The organism is Streptomyces sp. AC550_RSS872, assembly GCF_019049285.1.
In the GTDB taxonomy this organism is placed as follows: domain Bacteria; phylum Actinomycetota; class Actinomycetes; order Streptomycetales; family Streptomycetaceae; genus Streptomyces.
Window position 1 is genome coordinate 293,994 of record NZ_JAGMUL010000015.1, and the last position, 24,750, is coordinate 318,743.

Annotated in this window: 18 protein-coding genes and 1 pseudogene; 9 read left to right on the forward strand and 10 right to left on the reverse strand. The window is 72.1% G+C overall.

Going from position 1 to position 24,750, the window contains the following annotated elements:
* Nucleotides 1-466 precede the first annotated feature (466 nt).
* Both KUM44_RS07665 and KUM44_RS07670 read right to left on the reverse strand, forming a co-directional pair.
* Entirely contained in the window at nucleotides 467-1,321 is an 855-nt protein-coding gene (locus tag KUM44_RS07665) for an aminoglycoside phosphotransferase family protein (protein WP_217206996.1), read from the reverse strand.
* Nucleotides 1,322-1,383: 62 nt separating this feature from the next.
* Nucleotides 1,384-4,089: a SpoIIE family protein phosphatase gene (locus tag KUM44_RS07670; protein WP_217206997.1), complete on the reverse strand. Its 2,706-nt coding sequence runs from the start codon at nucleotides 4,087-4,089 to the stop codon at nucleotides 1,384-1,386.
* A 126-nt stretch (nucleotides 4,090-4,215) separates the two neighbouring features.
* Here KUM44_RS07670 and KUM44_RS07675 point away from each other — a divergent pair, with 126 nt between their 5' ends.
* A complete protein-coding gene (locus KUM44_RS07675) occupies nucleotides 4,216-5,337 on the forward strand; it encodes a PP2C family protein-serine/threonine phosphatase (protein WP_254389159.1) in 1,122 nt (373 codons plus the stop codon).
* Between the two features lie 25 nt (nucleotides 5,338-5,362).
* Here the strand turns inward: KUM44_RS07675 and KUM44_RS07680 are convergent, their stop codons facing one another.
* From KUM44_RS07680 to KUM44_RS07690, 3 genes and pseudogenes are all read right to left on the reverse strand, one after another.
* Entirely contained in the window at nucleotides 5,363-6,028 is a 666-nt protein-coding gene (locus tag KUM44_RS07680; RefSeq protein ID WP_217206999.1) for a class I SAM-dependent methyltransferase, read from the reverse strand.
* 4 nt (nucleotides 6,029-6,032) lie between these two features.
* Nucleotides 6,033-6,635, reverse strand: a pseudogene (locus KUM44_RS07685) (response regulator transcription factor).
* Between the two features lie 430 nt (nucleotides 6,636-7,065).
* Nucleotides 7,066-8,406 (reverse strand): hypothetical protein, encoded by a 1,341-nt coding sequence (locus tag KUM44_RS07690; protein ID WP_217207000.1) that lies wholly within the window; start codon nucleotides 8,404-8,406, stop codon nucleotides 7,066-7,068.
* Between the two features lie 114 nt (nucleotides 8,407-8,520).
* On the opposite strand from KUM44_RS07690, the gene KUM44_RS07695 reads away from it, so the two are divergent.
* Nucleotides 8,521-9,759, forward strand: a complete 1,239-nt coding sequence (locus tag KUM44_RS07695) for a molybdopterin-dependent oxidoreductase (protein ID WP_217207001.1) — start codon at nucleotides 8,521-8,523, stop codon at nucleotides 9,757-9,759.
* Nucleotides 9,760-10,075: 316 nt separating this feature from the next.
* Here the strand turns inward: KUM44_RS07695 and KUM44_RS07700 are convergent, their stop codons facing one another.
* Genes KUM44_RS07700 through KUM44_RS07710 form a run of 3 tightly spaced genes read right to left on the reverse strand, consistent with a single transcriptional unit; the run spans nucleotide 10,076 to nucleotide 12,227 of the window.
* A complete protein-coding gene (locus tag KUM44_RS07700; protein WP_217207002.1) occupies nucleotides 10,076-10,840 on the reverse strand; it encodes a bifunctional 2-polyprenyl-6-hydroxyphenol methylase/3-demethylubiquinol 3-O-methyltransferase UbiG in 765 nt (254 codons plus the stop codon).
* On the reverse strand, nucleotides 10,837-11,535 hold the full coding sequence (locus KUM44_RS07705; RefSeq protein ID WP_217207003.1) for a DUF2064 domain-containing protein: 699 nt from the start codon (nucleotides 11,533-11,535) through the stop codon (nucleotides 10,837-10,839). The genes KUM44_RS07700 and KUM44_RS07705 overlap by 4 nt, the downstream gene beginning before the upstream one ends.
* Nucleotides 11,532-12,227 (reverse strand): glycosyltransferase family 2 protein, encoded by a 696-nt coding sequence (locus KUM44_RS07710; RefSeq protein ID WP_217207004.1) that lies wholly within the window; start codon nucleotides 12,225-12,227, stop codon nucleotides 11,532-11,534. The genes KUM44_RS07705 and KUM44_RS07710 overlap by 4 nt, the downstream gene beginning before the upstream one ends.
* Before the next feature lie 122 nt (nucleotides 12,228-12,349).
* Here KUM44_RS07710 and KUM44_RS07715 point away from each other — a divergent pair, with 122 nt between their 5' ends.
* Together KUM44_RS07715 and KUM44_RS07720 are read left to right on the forward strand one after the other, a co-directional pair.
* On the forward strand, nucleotides 12,350-13,084 hold the full coding sequence (locus KUM44_RS07715) for a response regulator transcription factor (RefSeq protein ID WP_217207005.1): 735 nt from the start codon (nucleotides 12,350-12,352) through the stop codon (nucleotides 13,082-13,084).
* 2 nt (nucleotides 13,085-13,086) lie between these two features.
* Entirely contained in the window at nucleotides 13,087-14,199 is a 1,113-nt protein-coding gene (locus tag KUM44_RS07720; protein WP_217207006.1) for a sensor histidine kinase KdpD, read from the forward strand.
* Between the two features lie 195 nt (nucleotides 14,200-14,394).
* Here the strand turns inward: KUM44_RS07720 and KUM44_RS07725 are convergent, their stop codons facing one another.
* Nucleotides 14,395-15,396, reverse strand: coding sequence for an NAD(P)-dependent oxidoreductase (locus KUM44_RS07725; RefSeq protein ID WP_217207007.1), 1,002 nt, complete (start codon nucleotides 15,394-15,396; stop codon nucleotides 14,395-14,397).
* 124 nt (nucleotides 15,397-15,520) lie between these two features.
* On the opposite strand from KUM44_RS07725, the gene KUM44_RS07730 reads away from it, so the two are divergent.
* The 3 genes from KUM44_RS07730 (at nucleotide 15,521) to KUM44_RS07740 (ending at nucleotide 18,024) form a co-directional block, all read left to right on the forward strand.
* Entirely contained in the window at nucleotides 15,521-16,252 is a 732-nt protein-coding gene (locus tag KUM44_RS07730; protein ID WP_217207008.1) for a flavodoxin family protein, read from the forward strand.
* A gap of 89 nt (nucleotides 16,253-16,341) precedes the next feature.
* Nucleotides 16,342-17,016 (forward strand): HEAT repeat domain-containing protein, encoded by a 675-nt coding sequence (locus tag KUM44_RS07735; RefSeq protein WP_217207009.1) that lies wholly within the window; start codon nucleotides 16,342-16,344, stop codon nucleotides 17,014-17,016.
* 3 nt (nucleotides 17,017-17,019) lie between these two features.
* Entirely contained in the window at nucleotides 17,020-18,024 is a 1,005-nt protein-coding gene (locus tag KUM44_RS07740; RefSeq protein ID WP_217207010.1) for a MerR family transcriptional regulator, read from the forward strand.
* Between the two features lie 10 nt (nucleotides 18,025-18,034).
* Here the strand turns inward: KUM44_RS07740 and KUM44_RS07745 are convergent, their stop codons facing one another.
* A complete protein-coding gene (locus KUM44_RS07745; protein WP_217207011.1) occupies nucleotides 18,035-18,757 on the reverse strand; it encodes a dienelactone hydrolase family protein in 723 nt (240 codons plus the stop codon).
* Between the two features lie 347 nt (nucleotides 18,758-19,104).
* Here KUM44_RS07745 and KUM44_RS46730 point away from each other — a divergent pair, with 347 nt between their 5' ends.
* Nucleotides 19,105-23,910 carry a TIR domain-containing protein gene (locus KUM44_RS46730; RefSeq protein WP_217207012.1) on the forward strand — a complete coding sequence of 1,602 codons (4,806 nt, stop codon included), beginning with the start codon at nucleotides 19,105-19,107 and terminating at the stop codon, nucleotides 23,908-23,910.
* A gap of 96 nt (nucleotides 23,911-24,006) precedes the next feature.
* On the forward strand, nucleotides 24,007-24,750 hold the full coding sequence (locus KUM44_RS07755; protein ID WP_308402526.1) for a hypothetical protein: 744 nt from the start codon (nucleotides 24,007-24,009) through the stop codon (nucleotides 24,748-24,750).

Below are 24,750 nucleotides of genomic sequence, written 5' to 3' on the forward strand. Positions count from 1 at the left end.
TCCATGGTGGTGCCCTGATCGGTCCGGCGTCGACGCCAACCTGAGAAAATGACCCGTCAGAAGGGATTCGTGAACAACACCGCCGAGCTGCCCGCACCCCCGATGCCTCCGGACACCCGGCTGAACAACTGACGCTCCTCAGCTGCCGAACACCGGACACGGCTGCGAAACGCCGTGAACAAGTGTCGGTTCTCCCAGGTCAGAGTGCGTGCGGCATTGTTCGTGCGTCCGGCTTGATCGAAGAGCGTCCGCAGGACTTGGCAGCCCCGGCGCCCATGGCGACCGTGAGAGAACAGCGTTCAAGCCACAGACGACTCCGCTGGTCCAGGCCGCTCGCTCACGAGATCTCCCGTTGCCCCGGGAGATCTTGGCGTACGTCCCAGCCGTGCGCACGGAGAGGCCTTCTTCCGCGCCCGTGTCCTCGCCGGGACGTCCGGTCTGGAACACGTGCGGGCACTCCGTCGCGTCAGGCCCCTTTGGCGTCCGAGCCGTTGCCGTCGAGTGCTGCCCGGATCCGGCGGAGCCATTCCGTGCCCAGTCGGCGCCCGTTCGGGAGCCGGTCGTCCCGGTCCCAGCGCCATGTCGTGATCATCGCCAGGACGAGGAGCCGGCTCTCGCGCAGCAAGTCCTGATCGACACCCGGATAGTGCGCGCTGATTTCCTCGGGCGCGTGGGCGAGGTCGAATTCGACGGGGCCCCGGCAACACGTCTCGAGGTCGATGAACAGTGGCCCGTTCTTCGTGCCGAGCAGGTTGCCCGGGTGCGGCTCGCCGTGCAGGAGTTGCTCGGCGCCGCCGCGCTCGCCGACAGCTCGTTTCAGGCTGCGTAACGTGTCGCCGAGCAACTCCCGGTCCGCGTCGGCGAGCGCGGGAGTCTGCTCGCGGTCGGCCACCAGTCGTCGAGCCTGCTCGACCCGGTCCGTGAAGTGCGGCGTCGGGACATCGAGCTTGCGCATGCCGACATGCAGCCGCTCGAGCGCGTCGGCGTAGCCGGCTGGTGAGATCTCTCCGGGTGTCACGGGCTCGTAGTAGGTCCACAGCGTGACCACGAAACCGTCACGCTCATGGACGCGTGGCTCCACCCGAGGATCGAGAGCAGCCACCGGACACCCGGACTCGACCAGCCGCTGAGCAAGGTCGACTTCGAGCTGTGCGACCTGATTCCCGACGGGGGCCACCCGGGCCAGGACGTCACAAGGCAGCAGACGCAGAGTGAGCTTGTTCGAGTCGTGAAGAACGACCGCGCCGTCGGCCGTCAGGCCGGCCGACGGCGCGGTCGACATGGCCGCAGCCACCGCCCGCGACACCTCTGACACCTGCATCGTGCCGGGCCTTTCTCCCCTGAGCGCTGCCAAGACTCACCGAGCGGTACGACCCGCGCACCCTACCGAGGTGCGGTCGGGGCGGGCTGCTGGAGTGGCTCGGGGAGGGCGTGTTCGGCCCAGATGACCTTGCCCTGGGGGGTGTACCGGGTGCCCCAGCGCTCGGCCATCTGCGACACCAGGAACAGTCCCCGGCCGCCCTCGTCCGTCGTCGCGGCGTACCGCAGATGCGGTGAGGTGCTGCTGCCGTCGGCCACCTCGCAGATCAGGGTGCGGTCGCGGATCAGCCGTACGTGGATCGGGGCGGTGCCGTAGCGGATGGCGTTGGTGATGAGTTCGCTGAGGATGAGCTCCATGGTGAAGCCGAACTCCGACAGGCCCCACGCTTCGAGGCGCTGGGACACGGCGTCGCGCATACCCGAGACGGCGGCCGGGTCCGCTGGTACGTCCCATTCGGCGATCCGGTCCGGTGGCAGCCCCCGCGTGCGGGCGACGAGCAGGGCGACGTCGTCCTTGGGACGCCGGGGGAGCAGACTGTCCAGCACGTCCTGGCAGGTCTCCTCGGGCGGTCGGCCGGGGTGACCGGTGAGCGCCTCACGCAGCAGTTCCATTCCCACGTCCAGGTCGCGCCTGCGGTCCTCGATGAGACCGTCGGTGTACAGGACGAGCTGGGTCCCCTCCGCGAGGCACACCTCCGCGGTCTGGAACGGCAGGCCGCCGAGCCCCAGGGGCGGACCGGCCGGCACGTCCGGGTAGACGACCGTTCCGTCCGGCCGGACCAGCGCGGGCGCCAGATGCCCCGCACGTGCCACGACATACCGGCGCGTCACGGGGTCGTAGATCCCGTACAGGCAGGTGGCGCCCACGACGCCCGCCGCGCTCTCTGCTGCCTCCTTCTGGTCGATGCTCCCGACCAGGTCGTCCAGATGGCTCAGCAGCTCGTCGGGCGGCAGATCGAGGGCGGAGAAGTTGTGCACGGCGGTCCGTAGCCGTCCCATCGTGGCGGCGGCGTGCAGACCGTGGCCGACCACGTCGCCGACGGCCAGTGCCACCCGGCTCCCCGGCAGGGGAATCACATCGAACCAGTCGCCGCCCACACCCGACTGGGCGGGAAGGTAGCGGTAGGCGATGTCGAGGGCGTTCTGTTCGGGCATGGCCTGCGGCAGCAGGCTGCGCTGGAGGGTGACCGCCAGGGTGTGCTCGCGGGTGTAGCGGCGCGCGTTGTCGATGCTGATCGCGGCACGGGCCACCAGCTCCTCCGCCAGCGACAGGTCCTCCTCGTTGAAACGCTCATGCTGTCGTGCGCGCCAGAAGTTGGCCATGCCCAGCACGACGCCCCGGGCCTGGATGGGAGCGGTGATGAGGGAGTGGATGCCGTAGTCGATGATCGCCGTGGCGCGCACCGGGTCCTGCACGCGCCAGCCCGCGGCGGTCGGCAGGTCGCTCACCAGCTGCGAGCGGCCGCTGCCGTAGCCGCGTGCCTGGGGCGTGGAGGGCAGATAGTCGAAGAGGCGGCCCTGTTCGGAGAGCGGATGGTCGTCCCGGATGCCGCACACGGCCGCACGGCGCATGTCCGTCGCCGTGGGGGCCGGCTCCTCGCCGTGCAGGACCGCGTCGGCGAGGTCCACGGTGACGAAGTCCGCGAAGCGGGGAACGGGGACCCGCGCCAGCTCGTCGGCGGTGCGCAGCACGTCCAGGGTGGTACCGATGCGGAGCCCGGCGTCGTACAGCAGCCTGAGCCGCTCCCGTGCCACCTCCGCCCTGCCGGTCACCGCCTGGAGCTCGGTGGAGTCGCGCAGCGTCACCACCGTTCCCCGGGGGTCGCCCTCGCGGTCCGTGGGCCGCTGGTTGACCGCGAGCAACCGCTCTCCCGCGAGGTGCACCTCGTCGGTGGCCTCGCGCCCGGAGGCGAGCAGGTCCTTCGTCCCGGGATCGAGGCCCGGCAGTTCCGAGACGAGCCGTCCCTCGACGTCCGGCGGCAGCTCCAGCAGCCGTCTGGCCTCGTCGTTCGCCAGGATCAGCCGCCCGTCGGCGGCCACGATCAGCACTCCTTCCCGCACGGAGTGGAGCACCGTGTCGTGGTGCTCGTACATCAGGCTCATCTCGGCCGGGGCCAGACTGTGCGTCTGCCGTCGCAGCCGCCGGCCCACCAGGGCCGTCACACCGGTGGACAACACGAGCGCTCCGGCCCCGGCGCCCAGGATGATCGGCAGTTGCCGGGCCAGCTGGCTCTCGACGTTCTTGACCTTCATCCCGGCCGAGACGAGTCCCACCACCTCGCTGTCGGCGTTCTCGATCGGGACCGTGGACTGCACCTCGCGACCGAGCGGGCCGTTGACGCTCTCCACGTACGTCCTGCCCTCCAGCGACGGCCCGATCTCGCCCACGAACCGCTTTCCGATCCGGTCCGGCAAGGGGTGCGTGTACCGAATGCCGTCGGTGTCCATGACCACGATGAAGTCGACGCCGGCGGCCTTGCGTGCCGCCTCCGTGAGCGGCTGGAGGATCTTGCTCGGATCCGGGGTCCGCAGTGCCGCGAGGACGCCCGGTGCGTGCGCGAAGGTCTGCGCCACGGCCGTGGAGCGGCGCCTGGCCTCGGCGCTGGTGTCCCGCTCCGACTGGAGGATGAGGGCGAAGACCCCGCAGGCTACGAGCAGCACGACCAGGGTCACCTGGAAGACCAACACCTGCCCGGCCACGCTCCGCGTGCCCTTGCTGATGAGGCGCTTCACCGAGAGGTGCGGAAATCGGGCGAAACGGTTCGCCATGCGACCTTTTTAACACCGGTGATCCCAAGTGGCCAGGCCCGCACGCTCGACCTCGGCTCGGATGTCCGGTGCGTGATTTCCCCGCGCCCGATGTCTGCTTAGGTCGATATGATGCATTTTGTGATCATGTCTGGGTGGCTGTCGCGCCGCCGTCCTGCCTACGGCGGCCGATGGGAAGCCGCCCGGCTGTCACCCGTGGTCCTCACCGTCATCATCGTCGCCCTGGCGTCCTCGACCCCCAGAGACATCGCCTTCAGCCGCCTTCTGCCCGCCGCGCCCGCCCTCGCCGCCGCGATGTGGCCCGTGCTCCCCACGATCCTGTTGGGGATGTTCTGCTTCCTGTTCATGATCGTCCTCAGTCTCTTCCACACCGACCTCGGGACGCAGTACACGGCCGCCGCGATCATCGCGGTCACCCTGGCGGCCGCATACGGCAGCCATGTCCGGCTGCAACGAGAGGAGATCCTCTTCCAGGTCCGCCTCGTCGCCGACGCCGCCCAGAAGGTGCTGCTGCGCCCGCTGCCGCGCCGCATCGAGGACGTCGAGATCGAGTCGCTGTATCTGGCGGCCCAGGAACAGGCCCGGATCGGCGGCGACTTCTACGAGGCGATCGGCACACCGCACGGGGTCCGGCTGCTCATAGGCGACGTACGGGGCAAGGGCCTGTCCGCGGTCGGGGCCGCCTCGGCGGTGATCAGCTGCTTCAGGGAGGCCGCGTACGACGAGCCCGACCTGCAAGGCATCATCCACCGCCTGGAGACCACCATCACGCGCCACAGCGACGCGTTTCCCACCCAGGACCAGCCCGAGCACTTCGCCACCGCCCTCCTCGCCGAGATCCCGCACGGCGGCGGCCACATACGACTCCTCAACTGCGGGCATCCCCCGCCACTGATCTCCCATTGCGGAAAGGTCCGGGTCCTCGAGCCCACCCTCCCCTCACCACCCCTCAACCTCGCGGCCCTCATCGGTGACCGCTACTGGGTCGACATGGTCTCCTTCACCCCGGGTGACCAGCTCCTGCTCTACACGGACGGCGTGTCGGAGACCCGGGACCACACGGGCCAGTTCTTCCCCCTGCCGGACTGGATGCGCCGGCAGGGCCTGGAACAGCCCCGCGAACTCCTCGACCGCCTGCACCGGGATCTGCTCCAGCACAGCGGTGGAAGGCTCGACGACGACATCGCGGCGCTCGCGCTGAGGTGCTCGGGCGCGCAGGACCGGGGAGCGGTGGGCATCGAGGGCTGAGAGCCCGGCTGCGCCCAGCCTCCGCTCACCCGGGCAGCGTCTGGGTGACGCGCCACAGCCGCCGCGGTAGGTCACCCTCCTCGAAGGCGTGGACCTCCTGAAGGCGCCAGCCCTGCGCGAGGGAGTCGACCAGTTCACGGGAGAAGAAGTGGACGGCGAAGCCGCCGTGCTCCCAGATGTCGTCTCCGTGCCCCGCCCCCGTCCGGTAGTGCGCGTCCTCGGTGTGGCGGACGGTGTACACGAAGACGCCGCCCGGTCTCAGGACGCGGCGCACTTCGGCGAGCAGGGCGTGGATCTCGTTCGTGGACAGCGCCATGCAGAGCAGCATGTGCGCGAACACGCCGTCCACCGAGGAGTCCGCGAGCGGCAGCGGCTCGCGGACGTCGTGGACTGCCGTCGTGACCCGTTCGGCCAGGCCTTGGACGCCAGCGGCCTCGCGCAGTTGCTCCAGACCCACCGGGCTGAAATCGGTGGCCAGCACGGTGAAGCCCTCGCGTGCGAAGAACAGCGCGTCACGACCGTGCCCCGCACCCAGCTCGAGCAGGTCTCCGGTACGGGCGGCCCGGAAGACCGCGGCGGCGTGGACGGCGGGTTCGGACGGCTTCTCGCCGTACATGCCCGGATGTTCGCCGTACGTCTGCTGCCAGTGCTCACGCTGGACGTCGGCCAGTTCCTGCTCGGACTCCGGCATGCGCTCACCTCGTGTTGGTGCGGTCGCCGCTGTCCGGGCGCTGCGGATGGGAGGCCAGGACCGCGGCCTGGACGCGGCGGCGATCAGGGTGAGGATGTCTCGCTCGCGCGGCGACAGGCCGGCCGGCTCGGGTGCGACGGTCGGTGTCCCGGCGGGGTCGGCGCGCAGTGAGCGCATCAGGCGGGCCGTGGTCGCCGGGGCCGGCATGGACTGGCCCGAGGTGACCGTACGGACGGCCGGGACCAGGGCGGAGCCCCTGATCTGTTTCCGGACGGCCCGAGGCGCCGGCCATGACGGCATCGAGCAGAGAGTCCTCGTCGTCGAACGAGGACAGCATCAGACAGGCCGGCTCCGGCATCAGGCCGCGCAGCTCGCGGCAGACCGTGATGCCGTCGCCGTCCGGGAGACGTACGTCGAGCACGGCTACGTGGGGGCGCAGCGCCGGGCCGCGGGAGAGGGCGTGCTCGACGGTGTCCGCGTCGCCGACCACGGAGACGTCCGGCTCTGCGTCGAGCAGGCCGGTGATGCCGCGTCGTACGACCTCGTGGTCGTCCAGCAGGAACGCGCGGATCGGGTCCTGCTCCGTGAAAGGGCCTGTCTCGGTCATGACGATCCCTCGTTCCCCGGTGCCCCCCGGTCTGCGGACCACGGAATGCTCATGCTGCCGATCATCGCTCGCCGGGGCCGGACGCACCAGGGCCGACCGGCCCCACTCGCACTTGAGACGCGCCCTCACCGGCCCACCGCCAGGACCCCGGCGGCCTCTCCTGGCCACGGGAATCACGGCCGTGTCCCGGACCCGCCCCGCGAGCCCGACCACTCCCTCGCGCACAGGGACGTCGCCCGCCGAACCCGGCTCCGGGAAGACGTAGGGCACGATCTCGCGGCGAACCTCCTCGGCGATCCCGCCGTCGCAGCGCAGGAACACCTTCAGCGGGTCGGCTCTGCCACTTCCGCCTCACGGTCACCGGCAACGGCGTCGGCATCCCGGCCGACGGGGGCACCACGCTGGTGTGGTGGGCGCCGGTGCACCATCGTCACCACCCGGTCAGCAGCAGATGGTTGAGGAGCAGCGCGAGCAGCGCCTGGGCGATGAGCCACGCGCGGGGGCGGGCGAGGAACGCGCACGCCGGGAGCAGCCACAGCGCGAAGGGCAGCCAGATCCGTTCCGTCTCCGCCTTGCTCATGCCGGACAGGTCCGCGACCAGCAGGGCGAGCAGAGCGGCGGACAAGAGGAGGGCGAGGCGGGCCTCGGCGGCCCGGCCGGGGGCGCCGTCACGGGCACGGACGAGCACCGCACCGGTCCGGCGCAGTCCCACCGCCGTCGCCAGGCCCGTGATGAGCACGGCGCAGGCCAGGTTGGCCCACACCCAGTAGCCGTAGGGACGGGTGCCGCCCACGCCCTGGTGGTAGCGCGTCACCAGGAGCCGGTACGCCTCCCACCAGTCGAACCCGGCGAGCGTGAACAGTGCCGGGACCACGGCCAGTCCCGCGAGCAGCGGCACCAGCAGGACGGGCCGCTTGCGGAGCCCCTGTCGGCCGAGCCACAGCACCGCCGCCCCGATCAGCGCGACGAGCGTGAGGCCGTACGACAGATAGCAGGTCAGGCCGAAGAGCAGACCTGACGCCCCGGCCCGCCACAAGGACCGTCCGGTCACCGCCAGTGCCAGCAGCGCCACCGCCCATGCCGCCACCGCCGCGAAGTACGCGTCGGCCGAGGTCCCCATCCACACGGCGGCCGGCGCCAGCACGAGGAAGGGCGCCGCCCTGCGCGCGAGTGCCTCGTCGGCCAGAGCGCGGATCGTGACCAGCACGGCCACACAGGCCGTCGCCCCGACGGTGATGCACCACATCCCGGCCCAGCCCCCGCCGCCGAGCCCGATCCGGTCGAGCAGGACGAAGGTGAGCGGGGCGGCAGGCGGGTGACCGGCGATGTGCGCGGGCCAGTGGTCGGGGGAGCCGAGAAGGATGTGGTCGGTGAAGCCGTGCAGGGTGGCCGGGATGTCGTCGAAGCGGTCGATGACCTGGAGGTACTCGTGGCGGGTGGTGAGCCGGCCGGCGATGCCGCGGTGCCAGCCGTCGATCAGGGCGAGGGAGAAGATCCATGCCAGGGCGGTGGCCCAGGCCAGCGGGAGCAGGCTCCGCCAGGGGAGTCGGGCGGCGAGGGCGGGCCCGTACGCCACGGTGCCGATCGCCACCGCGACGGCCGCCGGAGTGCCCGGGCCCAGATGAGGGCCCCACGATGCCAGCACCGGGGGCCAGTTGACGAAGAGGGTGTGGCTGGTCGCCTGAATGTGGCGGCCGAGCAGCACGGCTGCCGTCACGAGCAGTACGGCGGCCACGGAGGCGTACAGGTCACGGCGCTGGGAGCGGGTCACGCCCGGAACGCTAGGCCGACAGGGCGGGCGTGGACCGCCGTCCGGGCCGGACGTCAGCGTTTCGTCATCGTTCACGCACCCGTTTCCGGGGTGGTCCGGGCCTACGGTCGGGCCATGCGAGACGATCCACGCGATCCGCGGCTCCCCTCCTCACCCGGCTTCTGGCGCAGCCCGCTGCGCGGCCCCTGGCTCACCTCGATGCTGGGCCTCGTCCTGCTCGTCGGCATCACCGTGCTGTTCGTGACCGGCCTGGTCTCCTACGCCGCCTACAACCCGAACCTGTCGCCGGTGAACGACAAGACCCCGGACAAGGGGATCCTCGGCTTCTACCTCTTCGCCTGGCCGACGAACCCGCACTGGCTGTACCGGCTCAACCAGGGCGTCCACGTCACCCTCGGCATCACCCTGATCCCCGTCCTGCTCGCCAAGCTGTGGTCCGTCGTACCGAGGCTGTTCGCACTGCCCCCGGCCCGCTCGCTCGCGCACGCCCTGGAGCGGATCTCCCTGCTGCTCCTGGTCGGCGGCGGGCTGTTCGAGTTCGTGACCGGGGTGCTCAACGTCCAGCTCGACTACGTCTTCCCCGGCTCCTTCTACCCCCTGCACTTCTACGGCGCCTGGGTGTTCTTCGCCGCGTTCGTCGCCCACGCGCTGCTGAAGATGCCCATCGCGCTGCGCAATCTGCGGCACCTGCGGGAGGAGAAGAACGACCTGGTGTCACCGCGCCCCACCGACCCGACCGTCTCCCGGCGCGGCGCCCTGTGGTTCGTCGGGGGCGGCTCGCTGCTGCTGTTCGCGACCACGGCCGGGCAGAACTTCGACGGTCCGCTGCGGCGCACCGCGCTCCTCGCACCGCACGGCGGCGGCGAACCCGGCAGCGGACCGAACGGCTTCCAGATCAACAAGACCGCCGCGTACGCCGGCATCGACGCGGCGGAGACGGGCACGGACACATGGCAGCTCGTGGTGAGGGGGCGCACCGGCACCGTCCGCCTGAGCCGCTCCCGGCTCCTCGAACTCCCCCTGCACAGCTCGGCGTTGCCCATCGCCTGCGTCGAGGGCTGGTCGACGTCGGACCAGTGGTGGCGCGGGGTGCGGCTGCGCGACCTCGCGGCGCTCGTCGGCCACGACGACCCGCCCGACCTGTTCGTCGAGTCCCTCCAGCGGCGCGGCGCCTTCCGGAAAGCCGCCCTGCGCGCCAACCAGGTGGCCGACCCGCGCTCCCTGCTCGCCCTGTACGTCAACGGCGAGGAGCTGTCCCCCGACCACGGCTACCCGGCGCGGATCATCGTGCCCGCCGCACCCGGTGTACTCAACACCAAGTGGGTGGCCCGGATGACGTTCGGAGAACTGTGATGCGCCGGCCGCGGATCCCTCTGGGAAGTCCCTTCCAGCTCGTGCTGCTCGCGTGCTCGTTCGCGCTCGCCGCCTACGCGGGGGTGAGGCTGCTCGCGGACGACTGGTTCGGCGTGGCGCTGTGGTTCGTGGGTGCGGCCGTGCTGCACGACCTCGTGCTGCTGCCGTTGTACGCGGCCCTGGACCGGGTGGTCGTGCGCGGGCTCGGCGCGACCGGCCGCCGGGACCGGGTGCTGTACGTGCGGGTACCGGCGGCCCTGTCCGGGCTCCTCCTTCTGGTGTGGTTCCCGCTGATCAGCGGCAGGGTGGAGCAGCGCTACGGGCCCGGCACCGGGTTGCCGGCGGATGTGTTCCTCGCCCGCTGGCTGCTGATCACCGCCGCCCTCTTCGCCGCCTCGGCGCTGCTGTTGGCGGTGCGACCGCGGCGCCTGCGCAGGGCGACGAAGCAGCGTCCGCCGGCCGCCCACTGACCTGCCCGCTCCCAGCCCTGTGCGTACCGGAACAGTGCCCGGGTGCCCAGTCGCGCCCAGGGGAAGTGGGCGTCGGCCCCACCGGTGGCGGTGAGGCCGACGACCTGCACCTGGGCGCGTTCGTCGACGTTCACCGGGGCGGTCTCGGCGATCAGCAGGCCGCCGGGGCGCAGGAGCGCGGCCGCCCGGTCCAGGAGGGCGCGCGGGTCGCCGCCGATGCCGACGTTGCCGTCCATGAGCAGGACGGTGCCCCAGCGGCCCTCGCCGGGCAGCGGCTCGAAGACCGAGCGCCGCAGCGCCGGGCCGCCGAGCCGGACGGTGCGGTCGACGGCGGCCGCGCTGACGTCGATGCCGAGAACGGTCCGGCCCCGGGTAGCGAGTTCAGCGACCAGCCGCCCCGGCCCGCACCCCACGTCCAGCACGGTGCCCTCGCACCGGTCCAGCACCTCCCGGTCGACCGCGTCGGCCCGGGCGCACCAGCGTTCCACCTCCAGCGGCAGCAGCCAGCCGTCGGCACGGCGCAGGAACAGCGGGCCGTGGCCGCAGCGCAGGGCGGCCGCGTAGGGGTCGGCGGTCGCCCAGGCGGCGGCGGTGGCAGGCACGGTGCTCATCGGGGGCCGGCCGGGGGCGCGGTCGGCCGCGCGGTCGGCCCGGAATCCCGACCGGAGTCCCGAGAGGAGTCGGCTCCCGCGACCGCCATGCACCGGGCCAGTCGTACGGCGAACCGGCTGCGCGGGGCCAGCGCGGCCACGGCGTGGGCGTCGGCGGCGGTGTCGATGTCGCGCAGCCGCGGCAGGTCGCGCACCCGGAGCCCCGCCCGGACCAGCCGTCGGCGTTGCAGCGCGCCCGTCATGGCGGTCGACATGGGCACGCCCCGCAGCAGACCGGGGTCGGGCTGGGCCAGTCCGAGGGCCCAGAAGCCACCGTCCTCGGCCGGACCGAACCAGGCGTCGCAGTCGGTGAAGTCGACGTCGAGCAGTTCGGGTGTCACCTGGGGGGTGTCCATCCCGATGAGCAGGGCCGGGCCGTCGCAGCCCGCGAAGGCGTCGGCCAGGCGCTCGTCCAGGCCGCCCGCGCACTGCGGTACGACGTCGAAGCGGGGCGGCAGCCAGGCGCCGGGGGTGCCGTCGAGGACGAGGACCCTCCGGTCGGCGGGCACGGCCGCCACCGCGTGGAGCGTGTCGGCGAGGGCCGCCTCGGCCAGCCCGGCCGCCTCCTCGGGCGTGAACGGCGGGGTGAGCCGGGTCTTGACCCGGCCCGGTCGCGGCTCCTTGGCGATGACGAGCAGCGTGGTCGACGCACTCAACGGACGGTCCCTCCTCCATGCGCGGGCGTCTCGCCCAGGACACGGCTCATGTCCCGTACGGCCTGCCAGGTGCCCCGCCAGGTGCCCGTCACCTTCGAGGCCCCGGAGCGCGGCAGATACGGCACGTCGTGCTCCGTGATCCGCCAGCCGGCGTCGGCCGCGCGTACGACCATCTGGAGCGGATAGCCGCTGCGCCGGTCGGTGAGGCCGAGGGCGAGCAGCGGCTCCCGGCGGGCGGCGCGCAGCGGACCGAGATCGTGCAGGCGCAGTCCGGTACGGCGGCGCAGCATCCGCGCGAGCGCGAGATTGCCGACGCGGGCGTGCGCGGGCCACGCGCCCCGTCCCTGCGGGCGTCGCCGGCCCAGCACCAGATCGGCGTCGCCGCCTCGCACTTCGCGTACGAAGGGAACGAGCAGCGACGGGTCGAGGGAGGCGTCGCAGTCGCAGAAGCACACCACGTCGGCGGTGGCGGCCCGCAGCCCGGCGTGGCAGGCGGCGCCGAAGCCCCGGCGCGACTCGTGCACGACGGTCGCGCCGAGCGCGTGGGCGAGGGAGGCCGAGCCGTCGGTGGAACCGTTGTCGACGACGAGTGCGCGCCAGCCCGGCGGGATCCGTTCGAGGACCCAGGGAAGGGCCTCGGCCTCGTTGAGGCAGGGCAGCACCACATCGACGTCGGAAGGTGTCGTCGTCACGGTTTCACCCTACGAACGCGAAGGGGACATACCGGACTCCCGCTCCTTACGAAACGCGGACGTCGAAGGCCGAGGCGATGGTAGTCGCGGCATCGGAGGCGGCCCGGTGCGAGGCTGGGGGCATGCAGCAACAGCCGTACGAGCCCTCGGGGGCTCAAGCCCGCGAAGAGGCCCCCCGGATCCTGGTCGTCGACGACGATCCGACCGTGGCCGAGGTCGTCGCCGGGTATCTGGACCGCGCCGGTTACGCCGTCGACCGGGCCGACGACGGTCCGACCGCCCTCACCCGTGCCGCCGCACACCGGCCGGACCTGGTCGTCCTCGACCTGATGCTGCCCGGCATGGACGGCCTGGAGGTGTGCCGCCGCATCCGCGGGCAGGGCCCGGTGCCGGTCATCATGCTCACCGCCCGCGGAGACGAGGACGACCGCATCCTGGGCCTGGAGGTCGGCGCCGACGACTACGTCACGAAACCCTTCAGCCCCCGTGAGCTGGTGCTGCGGGTGGAGTCGGTGCTCCGCCGCAGCCGGCCGGCCGACACCGGGCACCGGCTGCGCGCGGCAGGCCTGACCCTCGACCCGGCAGCCCGCCGGGCCACCAAGCACGGCGCCGAACTCGCCCTCACGCTCAGGGAGTTCGACCTGCTCTCCTTCTTCCTGCGGCATCCGGGGCGGGCGTTCGGCCGCGAGGACCTGATGCGCGAGGTGTGGGGCTGGGACTTCGGCGACCTGTCGACGGTCACCGTCCATGTACGCCGCCTGCGCGGCAAGGTCGAGGACGATCCGGCCCGGCCCCGTCTGATCCAGACCGTGTGGGGCGTGGGCTACCGCTTCGAGCCCACGGAAGGGGAGACGTGATCATGCGTGACACCCTGCTGATCGCCCTGTACGCCTTCGCCGGCGCGGCCGCCACCGGTCTGGCCGGAGCGGGCGTACTGCGGCTGATCCGGCGCCGCTCCCTCACCGCCTCGCTCACCGTGGTCGCGGCGGTCGGAGTGGTCGCGATGCTCGCGGGCACGCTCGCCGTCGCCTGGGCGATGTTCCTCTCCCCGCACGACCTGACCGTGGTCACGACCGTCGTCGCGATGGCGGCCGTCGTCTCCCTGGCCACGGCCCTGCTGCTGGGCCGCTGGGTCGTCGCCCGCAGCCACGAACTGACCGTGGCCGCACGCTCCTTCGGAGACGGCGGCGCGTTCACGGCCCCCGTCGAGCCGGCCACCGCGGAACTGGACACGCTCAGCCGCGAGTTGGCCGCCACCAGCGCCAAGCTCGCCGAATCCCGGGAGCGGGAACGCGCGTTGGAGACCTCCCGGCGTGAACTCGTCGCCTGGATCTCGCACGACCTGCGCACCCCCCTGGCCGGCCTGCGCGCCATGTCGGAGGCCCTGGAGGACGGCGTCGCCGCCGACCCCGACCGCTATCTGAAGCAGATGCGCACCGAGGTCGAACGCCTCAACGACATGGTCGGCGACCTCTTCGAGCTCTCCCGCATCCACGCCGGCACACTCCCCCTGACCCTCGCCCGGATCTCCCTGTACGACCTGGTGGGCGACGCGCTGGCGGGAGCCGACCCGCTCGCCCGGGAGCACGGGGTACGCCTGGTGGGCGGCCGGATCGAGCCGGTACCGGTGGAGGTGGACGGCAAGGAGATGAGCCGGGTGCTGGGCAACCTGCTGGTCAACGCCATCCGCAGGACCCCGGCCGACGGCACGGTCGCCATCTCGGTGGAGCGTTCCGCCGAGGGCGTGGTGCTGTCGGTGACGGACGGCTGCGGCGGAATCCCGGTCGAGGACCTGCCGCGCGTCTTCGACACCGGCTGGCGCGGCACGCACGCCCGGACGCCCCCGGCCGGGGCGGGGCTGGGCCTCGCCATCGTCCGCGGGATCGTGGAGGCGCACCGGGGCCGGGCCACCGTACGCAACATCCCCGGCGGCTGCCGCTTCGAGGTGGTGCTGCCCGCCGCCGCTTCCTGAACACGGGCAGCACCACCGGTCCACAGGGGCATAGGGGGTGTTTTGAAAGCCCCGCACAGCACCCGCGGCGCCCGGCACGCACCCTCGCCGCACCGGCCAAAGGCCCAAGTAGCTCCGCTACGAGGGCCTTCGTCCGGCACGCCGAGGGCACGCACCGAATACCGCGGGCACCGCACGGGACTTTCAAAACACCCCCTACGCGCCGCGCATCCCGGCCCGCGCGAACTCCGTCATGCCCTCCTCGAACCCCACCTCCGGCTTCCAGCCCAGCGCGTCGCGCAGCCGCGACGAGTCCGCCGTGATGTGCCGTACGTCCCCGAGCCGGTACTCACCGGTGACGACCGGCTCGGGCCCGCCATGGGCGGCGGCCAGCGCGCGCGCCATCTCGCCGACGGTGTGCGGCTCACCGCTGCCGGTGTTGTACGCGGTGAGCACACCCCGGGCGGCCGCCGCCTCCAACGCCACCGCGTTGGCCGTCGCCACATCCCGGACGTGCACGAAGTCCCGCCGCTGCCGCCCGTCCTCGAACACCCGTGGGGCCTCGCCCCGGGCGAGCGCCGAGCGGAAGAAGGAGGCGACACCGGCGTACGGGGTGTCGCGGGGCATTCCCGGGCCGTACACGTTGTGGTAGCGCAGCGACAGCGCCGATCCGTCGGTGCAGCGGGCCCAGACGGCGGCCAGGTGTTCCTGGGTGAGTTTGGTCGTCGCGTACACGTTCCGCGGATCGGCCGGGGCGTCCTCGCCGACCAGACCGGGGGAGAGGTCGTCCCCGCACACCGGGCACGTCGGCTCGAACCGGCCCGCGTCGAGGTCGGCGACGGCACGCGGCCCGGGCCGTACGACACCATGACGCGGGCACGCGTACCGCCCCTCCCCGTAGACGACCATCGACCCGGCCAGCACGAGATGCCGTACGCCCGCCTCCGCCATGGCGGCGAGCAGCACAGCGGTCCCCAGGTCGTTGCGCGAGACGTACTCCGCCGCGTCGGCGACCCCGTTGCCGAGCCCCACCATCGCGGCCTGATGGCACACGGCGTCCACACCGCGCAGAGCTCGACCCACGGCCACCGGGTCCCGCACATCGGCGCCGGGATCGCCGCGCACATCGAACACGACAGGCTCGTGCCCGCGCGCCGCGAGCGCCTCGACCACATGGGACCCGATGAACCCGGCACCGCCGGTGACCAGTACACGCATACGCCCACGCTAGGTCGGTACGGCCGGCGCGCCCCGGTTCCACGCCCGCACGTCATGACTCCGTAAGGCATGCGAGGGCGCGTCGGACCGGGACAAAGCAGAAGTCCCGCGAGACGCTGCCCGCATGACCACCTCACCCTCCACCGACACCCCGTACCGCTACGACGACCTGACCGCCCTGTACATCAACTGCACGCTCAAACCGTCCCCGCAGGTCAGCCACACCCAGGGCCTGATCGACAAGAGCCGGGCCGTCATGGACGCCGGCGGTGTGAGAACGGACCTGATCCGCGCCGTGGACCACGACATCGCACCCGGCGTCCACCCGGACATGACGGAACACGGCATCGCCACCGACGCCTGGCCGGGCCTGTACGAGAAGGTGATGGCCGCGGACATCCTGGTGCTCGCCGGCCCGATCTGGCTCGGCGACAACAGCTCGGTCACCAAGCGGATCATCGAGCGTCTCTACGCCTGCTCGTCACTGCTCAACTCCCAAGGGCAGTACGCCTACTACGGCCGGGCCGGCGGCTGTCTGATCACCGGCAACGAGGACGGCGTGAAGCACTGCGCGATGAACGTCCTCTACAGCCTCCAGCACCTCGGCTACACGATCCCGCCCCAGGCGGACGCCGGCTGGATCGGGGCGGCCGGCCCCGGGCCGTCGTATCTCGACCCGGGTTCGGGCGGCCCGGAGAACGACTTCACCAACCGCAACACCAGCTTCATGACCTGGAACCTGATGCACATCGCGGCCCTGCTGAAGCGCGCCGGCGGCATTCCCGCGTACGGCAACCAGCGCTCGCAGTGGGACGCGGGTTGCCGCCCGGGCGCGGACAACCCCGAGCACCGCTGACGCCCCCGCTCCCGGCGCACGTGCAGTGGGCCTGTTTGACCTTGACACGGTGACAAGCCCTTCACTTGCCTGCCGAGGAGGTGGTCGCGATGACGATCACGGGACAGGACACGAACGCGGTACGAGCGCTCCAGGGATTGGAGGACGGCCGCTCGTCCGTACGACTACGGGCCGCACTGGAGGCCGGCACGAAACCCGACCCGCGGTTCGTCGGCAAGCTCATCGAGCGATGCGCGATCGAGCCCGAGTTCTTCGTCCGCGACATGCTGACCTGGGCGCTCACCCGCCACCCGCTGTCCCTGACACTTCCCGCGCTGCTCCGCGAAGTCCGCTCGGAGCGTGCGCAGGCACGCAGCCAGGCGTTGCACACGTTGTCCAAGATCGGGGACCGGAAGGCGTGGCCGGCGATCACACGTGCGCTCCTGTCCGACGCCGACGACGAGGTCGCGCGCAGCGCCTGGCGGGCGGCGGTCGTGCTCGTGCCGGAAGGCGAGGAGCCCGGGCTGGCCACGGCCTTGGCGGCCCAGCTCGGACGCGGTGGCCGGGAGACCCAACTCAGTCTCAGCCGGGCGCTGGTCGCGCTGGGCGAAGTGATCGTGCCGGCCCTGCTCGCCGTGACGACGTCGGCGCCCGACCCACGCGCACGCGCGCACGCGCTCGCCACCCAACGGCTGCTGCGCGACCCGGACACCGGATTCGAGTACGCGATCGAGGAGGCGAAGCGCGTCGTGGCCCTGGGCGGGTCCGGCCAGGAGGGACAATAGGACGTGTTGATCGGTGAGATGGCGCGACGGTCCGGGGTCAGTGCCCGCATGCTCCGGCACTACGAGTCGCTGGGGCTGGTACGTCCTTCGGGCCGTACCGGCTCCGGCTATCGGGAGTATTCCGCGGAGGACATCCAGCGGATCTTCCACATCGAGAGCCTGCGGTCGCTGGGTCTGTCGCTGCGTGAGATCGGCCGCGCACTCGACGACCCCGGCTTCACCCCCTCCGCACTCGTCGGCGACCTCATCCGCCAGACCCGCGACCGCATCGCGGCGGAGAGCGAACTGCTCACCCGACTACGCCGGATCGATGCCGCGGACCCCGCCGGCTGGGAGGACGTCCTCCAGGTCGTCGCCCTCCTCCAGGCACTTCAGTCCAACAGCGCCGACGCGCGCCAGCGCGCCGCCCTCTCCGCCGCCCACGATCTTCCGGTCCCGGTGGAGGCCCTGGTCGAGGCAGCACTGAACGAGACGGAGCCGAACGTCGCCGGAGCCCTTCGATGGGCCCTGGCGCGATCGGACGACGCCGGCACGGCACTCCTGGCGGAGGGCCTCGGCTCACCGGTGTACGCGGTGCGCGAACGCGCCGTACAGGCCCTCGTCGAGATGCCGAGTAAGGAGGCGAACGCGCACCTGCGCGATGCCCTCGCGCACCCCGACGTCGTGGTCCGCGGCCATGCGGCCCTGGCACTGGGGGCACGAGGCGTGGCCGATGCGGTCCCCACGCTCATCGACATGATCGTGGAGGGAAGGAACGACACCGACGCAGCAGACGCACTCAGCGTGCTGGCGAGCGACACCGAGGCGGCGGATCAGCTCGCGAGCCGACTCGTCGATCGCCTCGCCCACGACGCGACGCAAGCGCCCGCCCGCGGACGGCTGACCCAGGCCCTGGCGGGCATCCCGGGGGCGAGGGCGTCGCGTGCCCTCGTGGAGTTGTCGCACGACGTGGACCGTGCTGTTGCGTTGACTGCGACGTACCTTCTTCAGCTGCGGGACGTACGGTGATCCACCGGCCTCACTTCAGGTGCCGGTCCAGGAACCGGCACCCGTCCTCCAGCTCGAACCACGGGGTGCCGGTGTGCCCTCCCGGATTGGCGTGCAGCGTCTTCTCCTTGCTGCCGAAGGCGTCGAACAGGTCCAGGGCCCGTTGCCGGGGGTTCCCTTCGTCGTCCCATTGCAGCAGGAACAGCAGCGGAATGGTGACCTGCCGGGCCTCCTCGCGCAGGGCACGGGGCACGTACCCCCCGGCGAAGAAGCCCGCGGCCGCGATGCGTGGCTCGGCCACCGCCAGCCGAATGCCGAGGGCGGTCCATCCCCCGGAGTACCCGACCGTGCCGCCGATTCCGGGCAGCTCAAGGAGGGCGTCCAGAGTGGTCTGCCATTCCGGGACCGCGTTCTCGACCAGCGGGCCGACGAAGGATTCCAAGATGCCGTCGACCGGTTCGCCGGCCTGCATCGCCCGCCGGAGGTCGGCACGGACCTGCTCATCGGCGGCGGAACGGGGACGGTCACCGCACCCGGCGGCGTCGATCGTGGCCACCGCGAAGCCGCGCGCCGCGGTGTAGCGTGCCCGGGCCACCAGCCGGGGGTCCGCCTTGGGCAGGCCGTTGTTGTGGGCCATCAGGACCAGCGGGGCCGGTTCGGATCCAGGCGTCCACAGGGTGCCGGGGATCTCGCCGAGGGTGAATTCGCGTTCGAGTACGCCGTCGTCGAGGCGCATTTCAGAAGTGAACTGCACGGTCGTGCCTTTCGGGAGGGCTTTTGAACGGCGCTCCCGGACGACCTATCGCCCGACCGTGACCCCGGAGGGGAGCACCCATGTCGATACTGCGTTCACGGGTACCACCTCCTCGTTCTCTCGCACGGCCGCCGGGAGGTTAGCAACGGTCGCCGTGGTCCGCCAACGGGTTATTGCGGAGGCTCCGTGGCCCCACGCCGCCCCACCACGGAGCCGAGCGCACCCTCGCGGCGACCGCCCGGAAACAGCAGCTCGCACTCCATGAACTCCCTCCCCACGGCGCGGGGATTCCGTACGATCCCCGCAAGGAGCGCGTGCTCCACCGCCGTCGACCGGAGGGGCTCGTCTTGGCCGGGAGCGAAGACTCCGAGCGAGGACTCGCCGACCTTCTGGACGCACCTGACCTGGAGGCGGTCACCCGGGCATCGGCGGGACGGGCGGATGCAGGGGAACTGGCCCGGGCCGTGGATGATGCCCGGCGACGGGTCGCCGTCGTCGAGGTGGAGGGTCGGCCGGTCGGCACAGGCGTGCTCGTCCAGCCCGATGTGCTCCTGACCGCCGGCCATGTACTGCGCCACGCCCTCGTGCCGGGGCGGCGGCCGAAGGGTGCCACGGCGGCCCGCTTCGACTTCCACGGGCGGGCATCGGCGGGGCTGTGCGGGGCGGGGATCACGGTGCGGCTGACCGAACTCCTCGGTGGTGGACCGGACACCGAGGACGGATTCGCGCTGCTGCGGACCGACGGGCCGGTGCCGCCCGCGGAGTGCTGCGAGGGCTCTGCCGTTCCGCGCGGGCACTACGCGCTGGACCCGGCGCCCTACGATCTCCGTGCCGGGATCCCGCTGCTGCTCCTGCACCACCCTCTCGGTACACGCCTGCGCGCGGCGGTCCCGGCGGTGACGGAGTCGGACTCCGAGGGCGCCCACATCCACTACCGGAACGTCCGCACGGCGCGCGGATCGGGTGGGGCGCCCCTCGTCGACGTACAGGGACGGCTCGTCGGCATCCACGAGGACATGGCCGGAGCGGTCGGCCGGGGCCCTACGGCGGCCGCCGTCGCGAGCGCGGTGAAGAACGGGCCGCACCCCTGGATCGCGGACCTCGCGGCCGTGGTCCCCGGTCCCACGCACGGCCCCGCGATCATGCTGAGCTGGGTGGCGGAAGACAGGAGTTGGGCGCAACGGGTGCACGCCATCCTTGCCGAGGCAGGGCACCGGGTGTTCCTGGAACCCGACTCGGGCGTGCCAGGACACCGCACCGTGCGGGAACACGTGGAGGGGGGCGGCCGGGTGTTCGCCGTCGTCAGCCCGGCCTATCTGGCCGACTCCGCCAAGACCGCCGAGCGTGACTTCGTCGTCCACGACCTCGACCACGCGACCGCGCGCAGCCGACTCGTACCCCTGCTGGTGGAGGGCGAGGCCACGGGCAGCGTCGCCCTGCTGTCACCCGTGGACCTGCGCGGTACACAGGACACGGACCTGCCCGGTCGCCTCACGTCCGCCGCCCCTCCAGCGCGCGCCCCACTGCCCGCCGCGGCCGCACCGGACACCGCCGGGGCCGCGCGGGACGCCGTACTGGCATTCCGGCCCGACGATCCACTGCCCCGGCTCCAGCGGCTCAGCGCTCGGGCCCGGCGCGCGGCCGGAACCGTCTCGGGCACGGTCTTCGCCGACGGCGAGCACAGCCAGTTCGAAGCGGGCCTGTACGTCACGCGCGACCTGGAGGAGGAACTGCTCGAACTGCTCGACGCCGACCGCGACACCCCGCTCGTCGTCACCGGCGACGCCGGCTGCGGCAAGACCAGCCTGCTGTGGAGCCTGGCCAGGCGCCGGTGCGAGCCGGGCGGAGAGGTCTTCTTCCTCAAAGCGACCTGGCTCGTGCCCGACGACACCGGCACCACCCGGGTCGACCAGGAGATGCTCCTCGCGTCGATCGCACAGGCACGGCGGGACGGACGGACGGTGACGGTCCTGATCGACACCGTGGACGTCGTCGTGAACAGCGACTCCGCGTGGGACACGCTGGTAACCGTCGTGGAGTCGGCGGCGGCGGACGCCGCTGTCGTCCTCACGTCCAGGGTGGCTGAGGCGAAGGAACTGCCCTCGTCCTGGCGGCAGCGGGAGCTGTCCGACTACTCGACGCAGCGCGGGCCGGACGCGTACGCGACGAGCGAGTTCGACCGCGCGGTCCTGGCCCACAGCGCCTTCTTCAGCAGCGATCCAGAGATCCGCGAGGACCTGATCACCGGAATGCTGACGATCGCGGCCCGGGACATCTCCCTCAACCCGCTGTGCCTGCGCCCGCTGACCCTGCGCATGCTGTTCGAGATCTACACCCCGGCCCGGGTGCCCGACGTGGTGGACACCACCGGCCTGTACGAGGCGTACTGGGAGCACCGGGTGGCCCGCGACCGCCGCTCCTGGGACCGCACCGGCATCCGGGCGGAACACGAGCACGAGCACGAACAGGAACGCGACCTCGGCGCCGCCGCCATGGCCCTGGCACTGGAGATGCTCCGCACCGGCGTCCCCGAGGCGCGCGTCGACCGGGTCCGGCTGCCCGACTCCCTGACCTCCCAGGACCTCGGCCGGGACATCGCCCTCCTGGTCCGCCGGGGCGTGGGCCAACTCTCGGGCGGCGTCTTCCAGTTCTTCCACCAGACGTTCTTCGAGTACGCCGCGAGCCGCGCCCTCGTCCACCGGCGCGGCGGCGCCGGACTGCGCGCCCTGGTGCGCCATCTGCGCGGCCTGCCCGGTGACGACTACTTCCTGCTGGCCGTCCTCGAACAGGCGTGGCTGTGCGCGGACCGGCCGCAAAGCGTCGCGCCGGCCGCCGAGAAGGTACTGGGAGAACTGCTGCGGGAGTTCGCCCGGGCCACCGACGACACACGAGACCCGCTCGGCGATCACCCCGTAGTCCGTTACGGACTGCGCCGCGCGGTCCTGTCCGTGTGCGCCCAGAGCTCGCTGCTGACCGACGAGCTCATGCCGGATCTGCTGCGCCTCCTCGGCTCGGCCGACGGACTGCCGCTGCCCGCCCTGCGCCAGTTCCTGGCCCTGCTGCCGTCGCCGGCCCGGCCCTACGGCCGCCGTGACATCGCCGTGCTCACCACGGCCTCCCGCCGCTCCGACCTGGCCTGGATCACCGTGCTGGAAGTCCTGGAGCGGCTGCTGCCCAGGGACTCGGCGCAGGTCCTGGACACGGTCGCCGCGCTGGAACTCGTCGAACGCGCCGTCGCGGGCGAGGAGTTCTTGTCGACCCGCGGCGAACTGGCCAGGTTCCTCGTCTCCCTGCTGCGCTGGGAGCCGGAGCAGGCCGGCCCGCTCGTGACCGAGGTGGCCGCGGCCGCCCTCGACCGCTCCGGGTTCCAGTACGTCGCCCAGATGCTGACCAGGATGGCGACCCTGGCCGATGGCGACACCGACCCCTCCCACTGGGCCGACTGGGCGAACGCCATGATCGGGGACACGACCGTCACCTCGACCGTCCTCATCAGGGCACACACGGCCGTACTGCTGCCACACCTGCACACCCTGGACCTGCCCGAACTGGTCGACAGGCTCACGGCACTCGTCACCCGGCTCCGGTCCGGGACCGAGCCCACCACCGCCGACCGCTCGCTGCTCGGGGGGCTCCTCACCGCCATCGCCACCGCGAGCCCGGCCGACGCCGACCCGGCCCCGGTCGTGGACCTGCTGGTGCGGATCACCCGCCGCGAGCACGTGACCGACCTCTCGCACGGCGCTCTGGTCAGGCTGCTCGCCTCCGACACCCCCGTCGGCAGCGCCGTCCGCGACCTGGCCGTGCAGTGGCTCCGGGACGGCATGCCCGTGAAGGGAGAGGACGACAACCTCGCCGAGGCCCGCGCCAAGGTCGTCCGTACGGCCCTCGGCCAACTGGACCTGCCGCTGCCGTATGTCGCCGACGTGGCCGGCCGGGCGGCCACGTCGTGGACAGCCGGGACCGTCGACCCGAAGCTGGTCTGGCAGGGCCGGGAATGTCTGCGCCCCCTGCTCGTACGCGGCGCCGCCGCCGGCATCCCCGAGGCCGGTGAGGTGCTCCAGGAACTCCCCGGCGGTTTCCGGGTGTCCGGCCCCGACATCACGACGTGGGCGGACCCCTTCGGACGGCACACCCCCACCGCACACGAGACCGGAGTGCTGGCCGACCTCCTGCTGCGGATGGGCGAACTCGACCGGCTGCGCACCCTGCTGGCCCAGAACGTCACGCTGGAGGCCGGCACCCTCGACCGCCTCACCCGGTCCACGCTCACCGACCTGCGGGCCCAGGTGCCGAAGACCCGGCCCCGCACGATGAACCAGCAGACCCGCACCGGTCTGAGATCCCTCACCTCGCGTCTCGCCGCAGTGGCACACACCGGCGCCACTGTCCCGCTCGCCTGGCCCGAACTCTCCGGCTGGATCCGCCGTGTCCCCGACGGCCCCGCGGTCGGCTGGCTCGTCGAACTCGTCGGCGCCGGACTGACCCGCGAGGCGTACCCGCCCGACGAGGCCCTGCGGCTGCTGCGCGGCGTCTGCGGCGCCGAAGGCGACACCACCGCGGGCCCCGACAGCACCGCCACCATCGACTGCGTCGGAGAGGACGGGCGCAGGGCCCGGCGCTGGTGCCTGTGGTGGTACGGCGTGCACGGCACGGTGGACGACGTCGAGGAGATGTTCCGCCTCGCGTTCACGGAGCCGGTCGACGAGGACGGCCTCATCGAGATCTCCGAAATGATCGTCGGTGACATCCGGACAGACCCGCTCACCGGCGACGACGCCCTCGACCTGCTGCTCCGCATGGGCCGCGGCCTCAAGAACGGAAGACTGGGATCAGCACCGCTCAAGAAGGTGGCCCGGGCGTGGCGCGCCGCCATGCGGACCGTCGTACCGGGCTGCGGCGTCGCCGGGCATCTACGTCTGTTCGAGGAACTGCCGCTCCTGGAGGACAGGTTCGCGGCGCGTCTGCTGCACTACGTGCCGGTCAGCCGCAACCGCCGGGTACAGACCGCGCTCGACGCCGTCGCCGTACAGCCGGGGTTCGGCTCGCAGGTGCAGAAGGCGGTCCACAAGATCCTCGACGAGCGTCGACGGGCGGCCTCGGAAGGCGGCTGGCCGCACCTCTTCAGGGACCTTGAGCACTCTGACCTGTAGCACTCTGGAAGACACCCGTCCGAACCGGGAGAATGACGTCACAACGACGACGTCACACCGACGCCGTCGGACGGGGGACCGACGGAGGGGGCGGCGGTGGCGGGGGTCACGCTGAACGTGGCGATCGGACTGCTCACCAGCATGCTCAGCGCGGTGTTCGTCTGGCTGTGGCAGCGCGGGCGGAACACACGGGCGCTGCACCGCAAGGCCCGGTTCTTCGGCATGCGGCCGGGCGAGACGTGCATTGTCGTCATGAACCACAAGTGGGACCGGCCGGGAGTGGCCGCGCACCACGACGTGCAGGCCATGGTCGAGGCCGTCGTGCTGGCCCGCGAACTGGGCTGCGAGGTGTCGATGCGCGTCAGCGGCGACTTCCGCGACAGCAACGGACCCTGCGCGGAGTTCTGCATCGGCGGCCCGGAGAACGGCTCCAACGTTCGAACCGCCGGGCACCTGGAGCACAACCTCCCCGGCATCGAGGTGCGGTCCTTCAGCGACCGGCCGGACTCCATGGCCTTCGTGGTGGGGGAGGAGTCCTTCCCGTGGGACCGCGGGCGGCGCGAGCACGTGCTCGTCGCCAAGTTCCGGCCGTCGTCCGCGACGCGACCCGTGTTCGTCGTCTGCGGCCAGAGCGCCGTCACCAACCACGCGGCGATGGTCTTCCTGCGCCGCTCCTACCGGGAGCTGTCCGCCCGGCTCGCGAGCACGGAACGCTTCTGCCTCGTCCTGCGGGTCGACGCGATCGACACGTACGGCGTCCATGGGACCACGCTCGCGCGGGATGTCTCGGCGTCGGCCTTCGAACCCCGGCCCGGCCTGCGGCCCGCGGCGACCGCCTGA